Origin of the sequence: Agromyces cavernae, assembly GCF_021044935.1 — a bacterium.
In the GTDB taxonomy this organism is placed as follows: Bacteria; Actinomycetota; Actinomycetes; order Actinomycetales; family Microbacteriaceae; genus Agromyces; species Agromyces cavernae.
In genome coordinates, this window is the sequence record NZ_JAJNMP010000002.1 from 497,844 (window position 1) to 515,345 (window position 17,502).

Below are 17,502 nucleotides of genomic sequence, written 5' to 3' on the forward strand. Positions count from 1 at the left end.
AACTCGCACGAGTCTACCGTGTCCCGCGACTGCGGGCTGTCGCATGACCTCGTGAACGGATAGCGTGCGAGCATGCGCGCGCACCCCTCTCGTCCGTGGGCCGTCGCCACGGCGCTCATCGCGGGACTCTGGGCGTTCTTCCTGCTGCCGCCGCAGCAGACGGCATGGTCGGGGGCCGGCAGCCCGGCGTGGCTCGCCGCACTCGACTCCCAACCGGTCTACGACGGCATCCGCCTGTGGCTCGCGTCGATGGGACTGCACGACCATTACCTGGTCTTCGGCGCAGCGGCATCCGTTTCGTTCCTGCTCCTCATGGTTCGCGACCGGACCCACGTTCATCGCTCTCGGCTGGAGCGGCCGTGTGCTGGGTTGGCTGCTGCTCGTCGCGGCGCCGCTCACGCTGCTGTCGTACCTGAACCACCGGACGGATGCCCCATTGCACATCTTGTGGGGCGCCGAAGGCGTCGCCCTGCTCGCGATCTGCCTGTGGGCGATGATCGTCGCGCTCGCCGCACCGCGTGACGTCGCACGGGTCTGGGAGCGCCTGTTGCTCGCGGCGACGCTTCCGATCGTCGTCGGCGCGACGGTCCTGTTCACGTACTGGCCGCATGGCAGTCTCATCGGTCTGGGACTCGAGGCGGCCGCACTCGCCGCATGGGCGCCGCGTGCCGACGTGGAGGCGCCGACGATTTCGACGGCGGGCGCTTCGACGACCTGACCCGCGGCGGTCGCCGCCCCGGGAGTACGATCGGCTCGAGGCGGCAAGGCCGTGTGAGGGGGGCGATCATGTCCGGTTCGGGCACTGCGGAAGACCCGTGGCAGTTGAAGACGCCCCCGGGGACGTCGTCGTACACGATGCACCGCGACGAGCAGGGCGACCCGCCGGCGCTCGTGTGCGTCGTCGGGTCGACGACGCTCAAGTACCACCTGTCGGCGATCGAAGACCTCGCGGCGTGGCTGCGCGAACAGGGTGACTGGGTTCCGCTGGGTGCGGCCGACGAGCAGAAGCCCGCCGCCGACGGCACCGTCGAGGCGTGGGGGCGCTCCGAGGCGAACCCGGTCGGTGGCTGGTACGGGCTGCGGAAGGGCTATCGCGGCCGATTCGGCATGTACCTGCCGCCGTTGCTCGAAGAGCTGGGTCTGGCCGAACTCACGCACGACGCACGCAACAACCGCATGCGCGCAGTCGACGCCTGACACGACGAACGCCGCGGGCGGCCCCTGATCGTTCAGGAGCCGCCCGCGGCGGAGGTTGCGAAGGGCTTCAGCGGCGGCCGATGGGGCGCTTCAGCGCCACCGCGCCGACCACCATCGCTGCGGCGACGAGCACGACGTCCTTGAGGATGTACTGCGCCGTGAGCGTCGGGCCCGCGGTCGTGAACAGGTCGCCGGCGAAGAACACGAGCGGCGAGAAGATGCCCACGAACGTGGCGGCGAGCGCGAGCAGGCCGACGCGCAGGAAGATGCCGGTGATGAACGTCAGCCCGACGAAGACCTCGAGGGCTGCCGTGATCGCGAGCGCGGCATAGCCGTCGATGACGCCGAACGTCAGCGAGCTCCACGTGCTGCTGACGAGGCCCTCGACCGGGCTGACGCCCGGGATGAACTTCAGTGCTCCGAAGACGACGAAGACGAGTCCGAGCGAGATGCGCAGTGCGGGCTGCCCGGCCCGGGCGAGGAAGCGCTGCACGACCGCCTGCGCGGTGTTCGCACGGTCGAGCACGGCATCGAGACCCGAAGCAGTCGAGGCGCGGCCGCTGCCGATGGTGGTGGTGGACATGATGGTTCCCTTCGAAGACGGTGTGGGTTGAGTGGCCGGAACGCGGCGACTCGACCATCACACCGGGAACGCGCCCGACGGTCGCCCGGAGTCCCACTGAACTCGTGTCGGGGTGAGCCCCGACTCCCACCTCAGGGCATCGGCGCTTGATTCCCCCGTTCGAGGGGTGCGCGCGAACACCCCCGCGTGATGGGATGAACCATGGCGCTGATCGCAGGCCGCACCGGCGCGCGCCGAGGGTGAGGTGGGCATGGCGGGGCTCCTGCTCGACCTCGACGGCGTCGTGTACGTCGGCGAGGCGGCCGTGCCCGGCGCCGCCGAGGCACTCGCCTGGCTCGAGCGCGAAGGCGTGCCGTACCGGTACGTGACGAACACGAGCTCCCGACCGCGCTCGTCCCTGGTCGCGAAGTTGCGCGGGTTCGCCATCGTGGCGAACACCGACGACATCCTCACGCCGGCCGTCGTCGCTGCGCGATGGATGCGACGCGAGCACCTCGCACGTCCCGCCCTCTTCGTGCCTGAGGCGACCGCAACCGAGTTCGCGGGGTTCCACCTGGTTCCTCCGACCGCGGAGGACGGCGCCGATGCGGTCGTGATCGGCGACCTCGGCTCCGCATGGGACTTCGCCACGCTCAATCGCGCATTCCGGCTGCTCATGGCCGATCCGGCCGTCCCGCTGCTCGCGCTCGGCACGACCCGGTACTGGCGGGCCGCTGACGGCCTGCGTCTCGACGCCGGCCCGTTCGTGCGCGCGCTCGAGTCCGCCACCGGCCGCACGGCAGTCGTGCTCGGCAAGCCCGACCCCGCGTTCTACCGCACGGCGACCGACGGCATCGGCCTCATGCCGGGTGATGTGGTGATGGTCGGCGACGACGTCTACGGTGACGTCGAGGGCGCCCAACGTGCGGGATTGGTCGGCATCCTCGTGCGGACCGGCAAGTTCACGCCAGCCGACCTCGAAACGGATGTCGCTCCCGACGCCGTGCTCGACTCGATCGCCGACCTGCCGCAGTGGTGGGCGGCCCATCACTGAAACAGTGTGGCGTCGAACGCTACGCCTTCGCGTGCGAGACGGCCGCGAGCAGCCCGTTCACGAACCCGGCCGAGTCGTCGGTCGAGAGCACGGTGGCCGCCTCGACGGCCTCGGCGATCGCCACCGGGTCGGGCACCTCGTCGTTGAAGACGATCTCCCACACGCCGATGCGCAGCAGGGCGCGGTCGACGGCGGGCATGCGCTCGAGGGTCCATCCGCGCGAGTGCGTCTCGATGAGCTCGTCGATCTCGTCGCGGTGGTCGACGATGCCGTCGACGATCTCGCGGGCGTACAGCCACGATGCGGCCCGCTCGGGCTCGTTCGCGGCCTTCTCCGCCTCGACGACGAGCATCTGCTCGACGGGGACCTGGCGCATGTCGGCCGAGTACAGCAGGTCGAGCGCGCGCTTGCGCGCCTTCGTGCGCGCGCTCACTAGTCGTTCACGCGGCCGAGGTAGTCGCCCGTGCGGGTGTCGACCTTGACCTTGGTGCCCGTCTCGAGGAAGAGCGGCACCTGGATCTCGTAGCCGGTCTCGACCGTCGCGGGCTTGGTGCCGCCGGTCGAGCGGTCGCCCTGGAGGCCCGGCTCGGTGTAGGTGATCTCGAGCACGACCGAGGCGGGCAGGTCGATGTACAGCGGGTTGCCGTTGTTGAGCGCGATCGTCACGGCCTGGTTCTCGAGCATGAAGTTCGCGGCGTCGCCGACCACGGTGCCGGGCACGGTGAGCTGCTCGTAGTCGGTCGCGTCCATGAACACGAAGCCTTCGCCGTCGTTGTACAGGTAGGTGAAGTCGCGACGGTCGACGTTCTCGATCTCGATCTTCGCGCCGGCGTTGTACGTGCGGTCGACGGTCTTGCCGGTGACGACGTTCTTCAGCTTCGTGCGGACGAAGGCTCCGCCCTTGCCGGGCTTGACGTGCTGGAACTCGATGACGCTCCAGAGCTGGCCGTCGATGGAGAGGACGACGCCGTTCTTGATGTCCGCGGTGCTTGCCATGCGAATGGGATCCGTTTCAGTTGCGAAGAGGCTCGGCCGGAATCGGCCGCAGAAGTTCAGTCGATCGAGTGTAGTCGCTGTGCTGCGACGGCGCCAATGCGGCCGCCACCGGCGCGACGTGGGTTCCTCGTCAGCCGTCGGCGCGACCGGAGATCACCTCGATGAGGCGCCGCACCGCGGTCCCGTAGCCCGCGACACCCTCGCCGACGACGTGGACGACCGCGACATCCGCCACGTATGAGTGGTGGCGGAACGGTTCTCGCTTCATGACGTCCGAGATGTGCACCTCGGCGACAGGCAGCCCCACCCCCGAGAGCGCATCGCGCAGCACGACCGAGGTGTGGGTGAGCCCACCGGGGTTGATGACGATGCCCGAGCAATCGAGACGGGCCGCGTGGATCGCGTCGAGGAGGACGCCCTCGTGGTTGCTCTGCACGGCGCGCACCTCGAAGCCGAGTTCGATCGCGACCTCGGTCGCGAGCCGCTCGACGTCCTCGAGCGTGTGCGATCCGTAGATCTCGGGCTCGCGCGTGCCGAGCAGGTTGAGGTTCGGCCCGTTGACGAGCAGCAGCCGGCGCTCGGTCACGAGCCGATCTCCTGGTACGCCGCGAACAGCAGCGACTGGTCGGGGGCGAGCATCACCGTGGGCTTGGCGAGGTCGTCGAGCACGATGAACCTTAGCTGGCCGGCGCGCGCCTTCTTGTCGCGCTGCATCGTCGCGAGCAACGTGTTCCAGCGGCCGGCGGGGTAGCTCGTCGGCAGGCTGAGCAGGTCGAGCACCCGCTTGTGCCGGTCGGCGACCTCGTCGCTCAGCCGCCCGGAGAGGCGCCCGAGCTCGGCCGCGAACATCATCCCGACCGCGACCGCGGCGCCGTGCCGCCACTGGTAGCGCTCGGCGTGCTCGACGGCGTGACCGAGCGTATGGCCGTAGTTCAGGATCTCGCGCAGGCCCTGCTCGGTGAAGTCCTCGGACACGACGTCGGCCTTCATCTGGATCGCCAGCTCGACGACGCGCCGGAACTCGGGGGTCGACGGGTCGGTCGCACGCTCAGGGTCGGCCTCGATGATGTCGAGGATCTCGGGGTACCGGATGAAGCCCGCCTTCACGATCTCGGCGAATCCGGCGAGGATCTCGTTCTTGGGCAGGGTGTCGAGCAGCTCGACATCGCAGAGCACCGCGGCCGGGGCGTGGAAGACGCCGACGAGGTTCTTGCCCTCGTTCGTGTTGATGCCGGTCTTTCCGCCGACGGCCGCGTCGACCATGCCGAGCACGGTCGTCGGCACCTGCACGACGCGCACGCCGCGCAACCAGGTGGCGGCGACGAATCCGGCGAGGTCGGTGATCGCGCCTCCGCCGAAGCCGACGATCGCGTCGCTGCGCGTGAAGTCGGCCTGGCCGAGCACCTGCCAGCAGAAGGCGGCGACCTCGACGCGCTTGCCGGCCTCGGCGTCGGGAACCTCGGCGAGCAGCACTTCGTAACGGTCGCTGAGCGATTCGCGCAGCGCGGCTGCCCGTGCTCCGAGGGTGGGGGGATGCACGACGAGCACCTTCTTCGGCGAGGTGCCGAGCGTGTCGGCGAGTTCACCGAGCACGCCCGAGCCGATGACGACGTCGTACCCCGTCTCGCCCCCCACCCGGATGCTCGTGCGCGTCTGGCCTGCCGTCATCGTGTTCCTCCGAATCGCTCGGTGATGGCATCGACGATGCGTGCGACCGAGCGGCGCGACGTATCGATGGCGAGATCGGCGACGGCTTCGTACAGGGGCCGGCGTTCCTCGAGGATCGCGCTCCACCGGTCGAGCCCGCCCTCGGCGATGAGCGGTCGGTTGCCGCCCGCGAGTCTCGGGCGCACCGCCTCGCGCGAGACCTTCAGCCACACCACGGCGAGTTCCGCGAGGTCGGTCCGGGTGTCGGGGTGCAGCACCGCGCCCCCGCCGAGCGAGATCACCGCCTCTTCGCGCAGCGCCTCGGCGACGACCTCGCGCTCGATGATGCGGAAGAACTCCTCGCCCTCGCGTTCGAAGATCTCGTCGATCGGGCCGTAGCGTTCGGCGATTCGCAGGTCGGTGTCGATGAACGGGGCGTCGACGGATGTCGCGAGCCGGTTCCCGACGCGTGACTTGCCCGCGCCCATCGGGCCGACGAGCACGATCGGCAGCGCGATGCGCTCGCCGTCAGACACGATCGGTCGCGGCCTCCGCCGAGGCGACGGCCGTGCGCAGGGAGTCGGGGATCGCAGCGAGGTACGAGGTGAGGTTGCGACGGGTCTCTTCGACCGAGTCGCCGCCGAACTTCTCGAGCACCGCATTGGCGAGCGTGAGCGCCACCATCGCCTCGGCGACGACGCCGGCCGCGGGCACCGCGCAGACATCGGATCGCTGATGGTGTGCGGCGGCGGCCTCGCCGGTGGCGACGTCGACCGTGGGCAGGGCATGCGGCACGGTCGCGATGGGCTTCATGCCCGCGCGCACGCGCAGTACGGTACCCGTGGACATGCCGCCTTCGGTGCCGCCGGCACGGTCGCTCGACCGTGCGATGCGGCCGTCGACCTGGTGCAGTTCGTCGTGCGCCTCGGAGCCGCGGCGCGTGGTCGTCAGGAACCCGTCGCCGACCTCGACGCCCTTGATGGCCTGGATGCCCATGAGCGCGGCGGCGAGCTGCGAGTCGAGGCGGCGGTCCCAGTGCACGTACGAGCCCAGCCCCGGCGGCACCCCGTAGGCGAGCACTTCGACGACGCCGCCGAGCGTGTCGCCGTCTTTGTGGGCGAGGTCGACCTCGGCGACCATGGCGGCGGATGTCTCGGGGTCGAAGCAGCGCAGCGGATCGGCGTCGAGCCGGTCGACGTCGTCGGGCGTCGGCAACGCCCGGCCATCGGGTACGCGCACAGGCCCGATCGAGAGCGTGTGCGAGACAAGTCGGATGCCGAGCTCCGCGAGGAACGACCTGGCGACCGCGCCGAGGGCGACGCGCGCGGCCGTCTCTCGGGCGCTCGCCCGCTCGAGCACCGGGCGAGCCTCGTCGAAGTCGTACTTCTGCATGCCGACGAGGTCGGCGTGGCCCGGGCGGGGCCGCGTCAGCGGGGCGCCGCGACCGCGGCCGAGCGTGGCGGGGTCGACGGGCTCGGGGCTCATGACCTCTTGCCATTTGGGCCATTCGGTGTTGCCGATGCGCAGGGCCACGGGGCTGCCGAGGCTCAGACCGTGGCGAACGCCGCCCGAGATCGCCAGCTCGTCCTGCTCGAACTTCATTCGCGCGCCGCGGCCGTAGCCGAGCTTGCGGCGCGCCAGATCGGCGCGGATCGAATCGAGCGAGACGGGGATACCGGCGGGAAGACCCTCGAGGATCGCGACGAGCTCAGGCCCGTGCGACTCTCCGGCAGTGAGCCAACGGAGCATGACTCCTATCCTTCCACAGGCTCACCGCAGGGCGTCGCGCATGACGGCGAGCACATCGGCTTCGTCGTCGAGCGGGACATGCGGGTCGCCGTTCACGAAGATGCGCACCTGCAGCAGTGCCTGATGCAGCAGCATGCCGAGGCCGTGCACCACCCGTCCGCCGGCTTCGAGCCACGAGGCACCGATCGCGGTCGGCCACGGGTCGTAGGCGACGTCGAGCAGCGGCGCCGTCGACGCGAGGTTCGGGTCGGGCACCACGTCGAGGCCGGCCGAGCCGGGCAGGGTGCTGATGACGAGATCGACGTCGTCGATCTCGGCCAGCGCCGAGATCGGCGCCTCGTCGACTCGGACCCCCAGCCGCCGACCGAGTTCGAGGACCGGCTGCGCTGCGCCCGGACGCCGCACGAGCACACGCACGTCGCCGGCGCCGAGCTCGGCCATCGCGACGAGTGCCGAGAGGGCCGTCGCGCCCGCGCCGACGATCGCACCGCGGGCCACCCTGTGGACATCTGACTCCGCGAGCGCGCCCACGATGCCGCCGATGTCGGTGTTGAAGCCGCGACGCGAGCCTTCGTCGAACACCACGGTGTTCGCTGCGCCCGTGAACAACGCGACGTCATCGAGGTGATCGAGCATCGGCAGCACGTCCTGCTTCAGAGGCATCGTGAGCGACAGGCCCCGCCACGAGGCATCCAGCCCGTCGATGAAGCCGCCGAGGCGCGAGCCGTCCATCTCGATCGCCGTGTACTCCCAGTCGAGCCCGAGCCGGGCGTACGCCGCGCGATGCAACGCCGGACTCTGGGAATGCCCGATCGGAGACCCGAGCACCGCGAGTCGTCGCATGCCTCAGCCTCCGTACTCGGGGTGGTCCTCGAGCCAGGCGAGGAACCGTGCGACGGCCGCGTCGTGCTCGTCGATGGTCGCCGAGAACACCGTCTCGCCGGTGTCGAGGTCGACCGTCACGAAGTACAGCCACGGGCCGTCGGCGGGATGCAGGGCGGCATCGATCGCGAGATCGCCGGGATTGCCGATCGGCCCGGGCGGCAGGCCGGGGTGCACGTAGGTGTTGTACGCGTTCGCCGGATCGGCACGCTGCGCATCGGTCGTCGTGACGACGGAGTCGTCGCCGAGCCCGTAATGCACGGTCGAGTCGAACTGCAGCAGGCCGCTGTCGAACAGCTCGGGGTCCAGCCGGTTCTCGATGACTCGCGACACCTTGTAGTAGTCGTCGCGAAGTCCCGCCTCCCGCTCGATGAGCGAGGCCTTGACGACGGTTCGCCAGCGGTCTTCGGGCGCGACGCCGGCGGCATCGAGCGCCTCGAACGAGCGGTCGACGAGCATCTTCACGAGTGCGGGTGCGGTGATGTCGGGGTCGACCGTGTAGGTGGCGGGGAACAGGAAGCCCTCGATGCCCGTCGCCTCGGCGGGAAGCCCCAACGTCTTCACGTCGGCGGCCGCCGCCTCGAGCTCCTCGATGGGCAGGCCGGTGACGGCCGCGGCCTCGGCGAGGGCGTTCTTCGCCCACATGCCCTCTTGGATCACGAAGGTGTTCTCGAGCTTGTTCGCCGGGTCGAGGAGCGCGTCGAGCGCGGACTGCGCGCTCATCTGCTCGGCCATCAGGTAGGCGCCCGGGTAGAAGATCGGGGTCGGGTCGGCTTCGGCGAGCACCTCGGTGAACGCCTCGGCGCTCGCGACGATGTCTTCGGCGACGAGGTTGTCGGCGATCGAGGTGCCGGTGTCGCCCTCGTGGATCATGAACACGACTTCACCGGTACCCGTGCCCTCGAAGTCCTCTGCGGGCTGGAACCGATCGATGACCGCGGTGATGGGGCCCTGCAGGAAGAAGAATGCACCGACGCCGAGCGCGATCACCACGACGAGGCCGATGAGGCATCCCCATGCCCCGCGACGCCGCGGGCGCTCGGTCTCGTACTGATCCGAGGTCTCGGCACGGCGCTCGCCGCGCGACGGCGCCGCGAACTGGTCGAACGCGTCGGGCTTCGACGGCACCGTCGTGGCCGCCGCCGTCGCGGCCTCCGCGGCGGTAACCGCTGCCGCGTGCCGTTCCTCGGCCTCGATCGCCGCAGCGCGCCGCTGCTCGGCCTCCCTGGCCTCGCGACGCGTCATCGGCTGGCTCGCGTCGCGGGCGGCCGCGGGCGCTGCGGGCTGCGGCGCGGGCGGCCGGGACGCGCCGGCCTGGTCGCCGCCGGGTCGCCGCTCGTCACCGGCGAGCATGGCGTGCCAGTCGGACGTCGCCGGATCGGTGTCGTTGCGCTCTGGGGGGAGCTGGGTCACAGGGGGGATTGCCCTTCATCGGTGTCGACGGAGCGCCCGGGCGGGTTTCCGGATGCGCGCTCGGCGTCGATGGCGTGTTGCAGAATGATAACGGCTGCAACTTGGTCGACGATGGGACGCTGTTTGCGTGCCGACTTGCCCGACGCCCGAAGCGCCTGCTGGGCGCTCACCGTCGACAGCCGCTCGTCGACCAGCCGAACGGCAGCGCCGGCCGCGGCGAGCCGTTCGGCGAACGCGATCGCGTCGTCGGTCGACGGCGTCGCCGCCCCCGAGAGCGACAGCGGATTGCCCACGACGAGCTCGATCGCCTCGAACTCCTCGGCGAGCTCGAGGATGCGCCGCACGTCGTCGTCGCCGTCTGCCGACCGTGGAACGGTCTCGACCGGCACCGCGAGAAGACCGCCGGCATCGCAGCGTGACACGCCGACTCGGGCGCGGCCGACGTCGATGCCGAGCCTGGCTCCGGTACGCATGCGCCGCTATCCGGCGAGGCCGGCGCGCACCGCCGCGAGAGCCGCGGGGATCGCGGACACGTCGCTGCCGCCGCCCTGCGCGAGGTCGGGCTTGCCGCCACCGCCGCCGCCCAGCACGCCTGCCGCCGTCTTCGCGAGCGAACCGGCGTTCGCTCCGGCGTCGCGCGCCGCAGGCGAGGTCGCCACGATCGCGAGCGGCTTGCCGCCGACGTCGCCGGCGAGTGCGACGACGGATGCCGCATCGCCGAGCTTCGCCCGGACGGACAGCGCGAGCGAGCGCAGCTCATCGCCCGAACCGAGCGAGCCGACCGCCTCGGCGACGAGCAGCACGTCGCCGACCCGGGCGGCCTTCGCGGCGAGTTCGGGCACGCGGTCGTTCAGCGCCTTCGCCTCGAACGCCTGGATGCGCTTCTCGGCGGCCTTCAGGCTCGTCACGAGCTCGCCGACGCGGTCGACGAGCTGTTCGGGCCGGGTCTTGAGCGTCGTGGTCAGCTCCGACACGAGCGCGCGCTCGGCCGCGAAACGCTGGAACGCCTCGAGACCGACGAGCGACTCGACGCGGCGGTTCGACGCACCGACCGACGACTCGCCGACGATGTTGATCATGCCGATCTCGGCGCTCGACGACACGTGGGTGCCCGCGCAGAGTTCACGCGACCACGGTCCGCCGATGTCGACGACGCGGACGACATCGCCGTACTTCTCGCCGAAGAGCGCCATCGCCCCGAGCGACCTCGCCTCGTCGAGCGGCATCTCACGGGTGAGGACCTGCAGGTTGTCGCGCACGGCCACGTTCGAGATCTCCTCGATCTCGCTCCGTGTCGCGGCCGAGAGCGCCGAGTTCCATCCGTAGTCGAGGCGGAGGTAGCCGGCCTTGTTGAACGAACCCGACTGGTGGGCGTTCGGGCCGAGCACCTGTCGTAGCGCCGCGTGCACGATGTGGGTGCCCGAGTGCGCCTGGGTCGCGCCACGCCGGTAGCCCTCGTCGACGAGGCTGGTCGCGCGCGCCCCGACCCCGACCTCGCCCGACGTCACCTTGACCGTGTGGCTGATCAGGCCCTTCACGGGCTTCTGCACGTCGAGCACCTCGAGCTCGAACCCGTCGCCGACGATGCGGCCCTGGTCGGGCGCCTGCCCGCCGGACTCGGCGTAGAGCGAGGTCTCGGCGAGGATCACCTCGGCAGTCTGCCCGGCGACGGCACGGCTCGCCGGCGCGCCGTCGACGAGGATGCCGAGCACGCTCGACTCGGTCGCGAGCTCGGTGTAGCCCGTGAAGATCGTCTCGCCCTTGGCGCGGAAGTCGGCGTACACCGAGAGGTCGGCGAGCACCTTCTTCTTCGATTTCGCGTCGGCCTTCGCGCGAGTGCGCTGCTCGGTCATGAGGCTGTCGAACGCGGTGCGATCGACCGTGAGACCGGCTTCGTCGGCCATCTCGAGCGTGATCTCGATCGGGAATCCGTAGGTGTCGTGCAACAGGAACGCCGTATCGCCGGCGAGCTCTGCACGGCCGGACTGCTTGGTCTCGGCGACGGCCACGTCGAGGATCGACGTTCCGGCGGCCAGCGTGCGCAGGAACGTCTCCTCTTCGCCCAGGGCGAGCTGCTCGATGTGGGCGTAGTCGCTCGCGACCTCGGGGTACGCCGCCTTCATCGCGTCACGGGAGGCCGCGAACAGCTCGCGGAACGTCGGGCCCTCGACGCCGAGCAGGCGCATCGCACGGATGCTGCGACGCAGCAGTCGGCGCAGGATGTAGCCACGCCCCTCGTTCGACGGGCTGACGCCGTCGCTCATGAGCATGAGCGCCGAGCGGACGTGGTCGGCGATGACGCGCATGCGCACGTCGTCGTCGTGGTTCGCACCGTAGGTGCGGCCCGAGAGCTCGGCCGCGCGGTCGAGCACCGGGCGGACCTGGTCGATCTCGTACATGTTGTCGACGCCCTGCTTGATGAAGGCGACGCGCTCGAGCCCCATGCCCGTGTCGATGTTCTTCTTCGGCAGGTCCTTCACGATGCGGAAGTCGGTCTTCGACTTCACGTCGTCGATGAGGTACTGCATGAACACGAGGTTCCAGATCTCGACGTACCGGTCGTCGTCGGTCGCCGGGCCGCCGTCGACGCCGTACTCGGGGCCGCGGTCGAAGAAGATCTCGGAGCAGGGGCCGGCCGGACCGGGCTGCCCGGTGTGCCAGTAGTTCGTGTCCTTGCCGAGGCGCTGGATGCGTTCCTCGGGCAAGCCGGCGATGCGCTTCCAGAGCTCGATGGCCTCGTCGTCGTCTTCGTAGACGGTGACCCAGAGATCGCTCGGCTCGAACCCGTAGCCGCCGTCGGCCTCGGGCGTGGTGAGCAGCTCCCACGCCATCGAGATGGCACCCTCCTTGAAGTAGTCGCCGAACGAGAAGTTGCCGCTCATCTGGAAGAACGTGCCATGCCGCGGGGTCTTGCCGACCTCTTCGATGTCGTTCGTGCGGATGCACTTCTGCACGCTCGTCGCACGGGGGTAGGGCGCGGGAACCAGACCGGTGAGATACGGCACGAACGGCACCATGCCCGCGACCGTGAACAGCAGGGTCGGGTCGTCCGAGACGAGCGATGCCGAGGGGACGACGGCGTGTCCGCGCTCGGCGAAGAAGTCCAGCCAACGCTGGCGGATGTCGGCAGTCTGCATGGTTCCGTTCTGGGTTTCGCCCGGGACATCCGGGCTGTCGAAATCGTTCGAGTGGTCAGTTCGAGGGAGCCGCGTCGGCGGCGGCGCCGCGGAGCTCGGCGTCGCGCTCGTGATAGCCCTCGGCGATGGCCTGACCGAACGCGCGAGCCTTCGCATCGACCGACGAGAAGAAGTCGCGGCCCTGCTTGGTCTGGTTGACCCGGTGCGCGACGACGAATCCGGCCGCGACGCCGACGGTGAACCACAGAATGCTCTTCACGAGGTGCTCCCTGCTCGATGTCTCGCCGATGCGGTGCGCTCGGCACGCTCGGAACAGTCTAGTGGCGCGCGACGGGCGCCCGCCGAAGACGGAACAGGGGCCGCGGGAAACCCGCGACCCCTGTTCGAACGCCTGATGCGTCAGCGAGCGGCGTAGTACTCGACGACGAGCTGGACCTCGCAGGTCACGGGGACCTCGGCGCGCTTCGGGCGACGGACGAGCCGCGCCTGGAGCTTGTCGAGCTCGACCTCGAGGTAGCCCGGAACCTTGGGGAGCACGTCGACGTGACCACCGGCAGCGGCGACCTGGAACGGCTCGGTGCCTTCACTGCGCGCCTTGACGTGAACGAGCTGGCCCGGCTTCACGCGGAACGACGGGCGGTCGACGAGCTGGCCGTCGACGAGGATGTGGCGGTGCACGACGAACTGGCGGGCCTGCGTGATGGTGCGGGCGAAGCCGGCGCGCAGCACGAGGGCGTCGAGACGCATCTCGAGCAGCTCGACGAGGTTCTCACCGGTCTGGCCGGCGGTGCGCTTGGCCTCGACGTAGGCGATCTTGAGCTGCTTCTCGCGGATGCCGTACTGGGCGCGGAGGCGCTGCTTCTCGCGCAGACGCACGGCGTAGTCGCTGTCCTGCTTGCGCTTGGTGCGCCCGTGCTCACCGGGAGCGTAGGGGCGCTTCTCCATGTAGCGGGCGGCCTTCGGGGTGAGGGCGACGCCGAGCGCACGGGAGAGGCGGGTCTTGCTGCGTGACTGGTTCGACACGAATGTCCTTTCGGAAGAATCTCAAATGTACTCACGGCGCGTTGGCGCACCGGAAGTCTGTGTCAGAGGGATTCGCCAAGGGCGGATCGGCTACAGATCTCACCCATTCGCCGGTGACGCTCTCGCAGCCGCGCTCGAGTGTCAGGCTTCAGGCCAACGGAAATACTACCATGCGCACGGGCGGGCACATCGCTCTCGGGCGACGCGACGGCGTTCAGGCTCCGCCGCGCACGATGCGTCGCAGCTTCGCGAGGCGAGCCGAGACCTCGCGCTCGTTGCCGTGCTCGGTGGGCTCGTAGTAGATCGCACCGCGAAGCGCGTCGGGCAGGTACTCCTGCGTGACGACGCCGATCGCGTCGTCGTGCGGGTAGCGGTAACCCTTGCCGTGGCCGAGCCGCTTCGCCCCCGGATAGTGCGCGTCGCGCAGGTGCTTCGGTACCCGGCCCGCCTTGCCCTCGCGCACGTCGGCGATCGCGCGGTCGATGCCGACGTACGCGGCGTTCGACTTGGGAGCCGTCGCAAGATGCACGACCGCCTGCGCGAGCGGGATGCGCCCCTCGGGCATGCCGATGTACTGCACGGCGTCGGCGGCGGCGACCGCGACGCCGAGGGCGGTCGGGTCGGCGAGACCGATGTCTTCGGAGGCGAGCACGATGATGCGCCGGGCGATGAAGCGCGGATCTTCGCCGGCCTCGATCATGCGCGCCAGATAGTGCAGGGCGGCGTCGACGTCGCTGCCGCGCACCGACTTGATGAAGGCGCTGATGACGTCGTAGTGCTCGTCGCCGTTGCGGTCGTAGCGCAACAGGGCACGGTCGACGGCGCGCGCCACGATGTCGGCCGTGATGGCGGGCTTGTGCGGCGCGGCGGCCTCGCCCCCGTTGTCGGCGGTGGCGCCGGGCTCTGCCTCGTCGGCCGCGGTCGCCTCGGCCGCCGATTGCGCGGCCGCCACGGATGCCGCCTCGAGCGCCGTGAGCGCACGCCGGGCGTCTCCTGAAGCGAGCCTGATGATGGCCGCCCGCGCGTCGGGCTCGAGCTCGACCCTGCTCGCCAGGCCGCGGGGGTCGACGACGGCACGGTCGACGAGCACGCCGAGATCGTCGTCGGTCAGCAGCTCGAGCGTGAGCAGCAGCGAGCGGGACAGGAGCGGGGAGATGACCGAGAACGAGGGGTTCTCGGTGGTCGCCGCGACGAGGATGACCCAGCCGTTCTCGACTCCGGGTAGCAGTGCGTCCTGCTGCGCCTTCGTGAACCGGTGGATCTCATCGAGGAACAACACCGTGGAGACGCCGTAGAGGTCGCGGCTGGCGCGCGCCTCCTCCATGACCTGCCGCACGTCGCGGACCCCGGCGGTGACGGCCGAGAGCTCGACGAACTTGCGGCCCGACGACCTCGCGATCGCCTGCGCGAGCGTGGTCTTGCCGGTTCCGGGCGGACCCCACAGGATGACCGAGACCGACCCGGACTCGCCGGTGCGGTCGCCCGCGAGCGCGACGAGCGGCGACCCCGGGGTGAGCAGATGGCGCTGCCCGGCCACCTCGTCGAGGCTCGTCGGACGCATGCGCACCGCGAGCGGGGTCGCGCCTGAGCGCAGCCCCGGGCTCGTTTCCACCATGCGCCAAGCGTAGCTGCGGCATCCGACACCGCCGCCGGCCGCGACGCCGCGCGGTGCGGCGATTGGTGCGCACCCCGCGCGCTTGCGTAGAGTCGGCAGGCAGGATTCCCGAGAAGGAGCAGCGTGGCAACGAACGACCGACAGGCGCGCGAGGAACGAGCGCGCCTTCGTACCTACCAGGCCCGCCAGCAGGTGCACGCAGGCAAGAAGCGCCGCCGCGCGCGCGACAACGCCATCGCGAGCATCGCACTCGTCATCGTGCTCGCGCTCGCGGTCGGTGCACAGCTGTTCTTCTTCAACGGCGGGCCCGGCAGCCCCGAGCCCGTGCCGTCGGCGACGCCGACGCCCACGCCCGATGCCGCCGAGGTGCCCTCTCCCGACCTCGCCGGGGGCCGCACGTGGTCGGGCGCACTCACGATCAACGACATCCCCCTCGGAGTCGAGCTCGACGGTGCTGCGGCGCCGCAGGCCGTCTCCAGCACGATCGACCTCGTGCAGGCGGGGTTCTACGACGGTCTCAGCTGCCACCGGCTCACGAAGGACAGCATCTGGGTGCTGCAGTGCGGCGACCCGAACGGCGACGGTTCGGGCGGCCCCGGCTACAGCTACGGTCCGATCGAGAACGCGCCCGCCGACGGCGTCTACCCCGCCGGAACGATCGCGATGGCGCGCCAGCCCCAGAACGCCGACAGCCAGGGCAGCCAGTTCTTCATCGTCTACGCCGACACGACGCTCCCCGCGGACAGCGCCGGCGGCTACACCGTCATCGGCCGCGTCACGAGCGGCCTCGACGAGCTGCAGGCCGGGGTGACCGATGCAGGCCCCGCCGACGGAGCACCCGACGGTGCGCCGAGCGTACCCGCGACGATCACGTCGTTCACCGTCGAATAGACGACCGGCGACGCACTTCGACCGTGCAATAGGCTTGATGCCACCTGCCGCCTCGCGCGGCATCCGACCTACGACAGGGTGAGGCCGTGACCGAATCAGATCAGCAACCGTGGGGCCGCGTCGACGAGACGGGCACCGTCTTCGTGCGGACGAGCGACGGCGAGCGGGAGGTCGGTCAGTACCCCGACGCGACGGCCGAAGAGGCCCTCGCGTACTTCGAGCGCAAGTACGCCGACCTGGCCGGCCAGGTCACCCTCCTCGAGCAGCGCGTGCGTCGCGGGGCTCCCGCCGCCGACGTCGCCAAGGCCGTCTCGTCGCTGCGCGAGTCGGTCGCCACCGCTCATGCCGTCGGTGACCTCGAGTCCCTCGCTCGCCGGCTCGAGGCGCTCTCGGGCACCACGAAGGAACTCACCGAACAGCAGCAGGCCGAGGCGAAGGCCGCCCTCGCCGACGCGATCGCAGAGCGCACCCGCATCGTCGAGCAGGCCGAGGCGCTCGCCGCGCAAGATCCCGCGAAGACGCAGTGGAAGCAGGCCACCGCCGAGCTCGACACTTTGTTCTCCAGCTGGCAGCGCCACCAGCAAGACGGTCCGCGCCTTCCCAAGAACGAGGCGAACGAGCTGTGGAAGCGCTTCCGCGCTGCGCGTTCGACGATCGAGACGCACCGCAAGGCGTTCTTCGCCGAACTCGACGCGTCCCACCGCGACGTCCGCAGCCGCAAGCAGGCGCTCATCGAGCGCGCCGAGGCGCTCGCACCGCGCGGCGCCGACGCGGTCGGCGATTACCGCAACCTGCTCGACGAGTGGAAGCAAGCCGGCCGCGCGGGCAAGAAGCTCGACGACCAGCTCTGGGCCAGGTTCAAAGCCGCCGGCGATGTGCTCTTCAACGCCAAGGCCGAGATCGACGCGAAGGAAGACGAGGAGTATCGCGCGAACCTCGACGAGAAGCTGGCGCTCCTCACCGAGGCCGAGCCGCTGCTCACCGAGACCGACCCCAAGCAGGCTCGCGCCGGGCTCAACCGCATCCAACGCAAGTGGGACGAGATCGGCAAGGTCCCCCGCGACCAGATCCGGGTCGTCGAAGACCGACTGCGCAAGATCGAGAACCACGTGCGCTCGCTCGAAGACGAGCACTGGCAGCGTGAAGACCCCGAGAAGAAGGCGCGATCCGAGGGCATGCTCGGGCAGCTCCACGAGGCGATCGAGAAGCTCGAGGCCGAGCTCGCGGCGGCCGAGGCCGCCGGTGACGCCCGCGCCGCGGCATCCGCTCGCGAAGCGCTTGAAGCACGTCGCGCGTGGCTCAAGGCCGTCGGCGGCTGACCGCTCAGCACTCCCCC

The 17,502-nt window shown here is 70.3% G+C and carries 19 protein-coding genes; 5 read left to right on the top strand and 14 right to left on the bottom strand.

The features are described 5' to 3' along the window. Window positions 1-361: 361 nt before the first annotated feature. Both LQ757_RS08400 and LQ757_RS08405 read left to right on the top strand, forming a co-directional pair. Window positions 362-718, top strand: a complete 357-nt coding sequence (locus LQ757_RS08400) for a hypothetical protein (protein ID WP_231046768.1) — start codon at window positions 362-364, stop codon at window positions 716-718. Window positions 719-786: 68 nt separating this feature from the next. Further along, a complete protein-coding gene (locus LQ757_RS08405; protein WP_231046769.1) occupies window positions 787-1,197 on the top strand; it encodes a DUF6855 family protein in 411 nt (136 codons plus the stop codon). 67 nt (window positions 1,198-1,264) lie between these two features. On the opposite strand, the gene LQ757_RS08410 is transcribed toward LQ757_RS08405, so the two are convergent. Then, the gene (locus LQ757_RS08410; RefSeq protein WP_231046770.1) at window positions 1,265-1,780 is read right to left on the bottom strand and encodes a DoxX family membrane protein; all 516 of its coding nucleotides are present in this window, start codon (window positions 1,778-1,780) and stop codon (window positions 1,265-1,267) included. Between the two features lie 250 nt (window positions 1,781-2,030). Here LQ757_RS08410 and LQ757_RS08415 point away from each other — a divergent pair, with 250 nt between their 5' ends. Then, entirely contained in the window at window positions 2,031-2,813 is a 783-nt protein-coding gene (locus LQ757_RS08415; protein ID WP_231046771.1) for a TIGR01458 family HAD-type hydrolase, read from the top strand. A gap of 19 nt (window positions 2,814-2,832) precedes the next feature. Here the strand turns inward: LQ757_RS08415 and nusB are convergent, their stop codons facing one another. From nusB to LQ757_RS08480, 13 genes are all read right to left on the bottom strand, one after another. Continuing rightward, window positions 2,833-3,246: a transcription antitermination factor NusB gene (nusB, locus tag LQ757_RS08420; RefSeq protein ID WP_231046772.1), complete on the bottom strand. Its 414-nt coding sequence runs from the start codon at window positions 3,244-3,246 to the stop codon at window positions 2,833-2,835. Then, window positions 3,246-3,809 carry an elongation factor P gene (efp, locus tag LQ757_RS08425; RefSeq protein ID WP_231046773.1) on the bottom strand — a complete coding sequence of 188 codons (564 nt, stop codon included), beginning with the start codon at window positions 3,807-3,809 and terminating at the stop codon, window positions 3,246-3,248. Before efp ends, nusB begins: the two co-directional genes overlap by 1 nt. Window positions 3,810-3,939: 130 nt before the next feature. Continuing rightward, window positions 3,940-4,395 carry a type II 3-dehydroquinate dehydratase gene (gene aroQ / locus LQ757_RS08430; RefSeq protein ID WP_231046774.1) on the bottom strand — a complete coding sequence of 152 codons (456 nt, stop codon included), beginning with the start codon at window positions 4,393-4,395 and terminating at the stop codon, window positions 3,940-3,942. Further along, complete coding sequence (aroB, locus tag LQ757_RS08435) at window positions 4,392-5,477, bottom strand: 3-dehydroquinate synthase (protein WP_231046775.1); 1,086 nt, start codon at window positions 5,475-5,477, stop codon at window positions 4,392-4,394. Before aroB ends, aroQ begins: the two co-directional genes overlap by 4 nt. Then, window positions 5,474-5,992 carry a shikimate kinase gene (locus LQ757_RS08440; RefSeq protein WP_231046776.1) on the bottom strand — a complete coding sequence of 173 codons (519 nt, stop codon included), beginning with the start codon at window positions 5,990-5,992 and terminating at the stop codon, window positions 5,474-5,476. The genes aroB and LQ757_RS08440 overlap by 4 nt, the downstream gene beginning before the upstream one ends. Then, complete coding sequence (gene aroC, locus LQ757_RS08445) at window positions 5,985-7,205, bottom strand: chorismate synthase (protein ID WP_231046777.1); 1,221 nt, start codon at window positions 7,203-7,205, stop codon at window positions 5,985-5,987. Before aroC ends, LQ757_RS08440 begins: the two co-directional genes overlap by 8 nt. 21 nt (window positions 7,206-7,226) lie before the next feature. Next, entirely contained in the window at window positions 7,227-8,048 is an 822-nt protein-coding gene (locus tag LQ757_RS08450; protein WP_231046778.1) for a shikimate dehydrogenase, read from the bottom strand. 3 nt (window positions 8,049-8,051) lie between these two features. Beyond that, a complete protein-coding gene (gene mltG, locus LQ757_RS08455) occupies window positions 8,052-9,500 on the bottom strand; it encodes an endolytic transglycosylase MltG (RefSeq protein ID WP_231046779.1) in 1,449 nt (482 codons plus the stop codon). Continuing rightward, entirely contained in the window at window positions 9,497-9,973 is a 477-nt protein-coding gene (ruvX, locus tag LQ757_RS08460) for a Holliday junction resolvase RuvX (RefSeq protein WP_231046780.1), read from the bottom strand. Before ruvX ends, mltG begins: the two co-directional genes overlap by 4 nt. A gap of 6 nt (window positions 9,974-9,979) precedes the next feature. Then, window positions 9,980-12,637 carry an alanine--tRNA ligase gene (alaS, locus tag LQ757_RS08465; RefSeq protein WP_231046781.1) on the bottom strand — a complete coding sequence of 886 codons (2,658 nt, stop codon included), beginning with the start codon at window positions 12,635-12,637 and terminating at the stop codon, window positions 9,980-9,982. 55 nt (window positions 12,638-12,692) lie between these two features. Beyond that, window positions 12,693-12,896: a hypothetical protein gene (locus tag LQ757_RS08470; RefSeq protein WP_231046782.1), complete on the bottom strand. Its 204-nt coding sequence runs from the start codon at window positions 12,894-12,896 to the stop codon at window positions 12,693-12,695. A gap of 140 nt (window positions 12,897-13,036) precedes the next feature. Continuing rightward, on the bottom strand, window positions 13,037-13,660 hold the full coding sequence (gene rpsD / locus LQ757_RS08475; RefSeq protein ID WP_231046783.1) for a 30S ribosomal protein S4: 624 nt from the start codon (window positions 13,658-13,660) through the stop codon (window positions 13,037-13,039). 214 nt (window positions 13,661-13,874) lie between these two features. Further along, complete coding sequence (locus tag LQ757_RS08480) at window positions 13,875-15,275, bottom strand: replication-associated recombination protein A (protein ID WP_231046784.1); 1,401 nt, start codon at window positions 15,273-15,275, stop codon at window positions 13,875-13,877. A gap of 123 nt (window positions 15,276-15,398) precedes the next feature. On the opposite strand from LQ757_RS08480, the gene LQ757_RS08485 reads away from it, so the two are divergent. Together LQ757_RS08485 and LQ757_RS08490 are read left to right on the top strand one after the other, a co-directional pair. After that, window positions 15,399-16,166, top strand: coding sequence for a peptidylprolyl isomerase (locus tag LQ757_RS08485; protein ID WP_231046785.1), 768 nt, complete (start codon window positions 15,399-15,401; stop codon window positions 16,164-16,166). 86 nt (window positions 16,167-16,252) lie between these two features. Further along, entirely contained in the window at window positions 16,253-17,485 is a 1,233-nt protein-coding gene (locus LQ757_RS08490) for a DUF349 domain-containing protein (protein WP_231046786.1), read from the top strand. Window positions 17,486-17,502 lie beyond the last annotated feature (17 nt).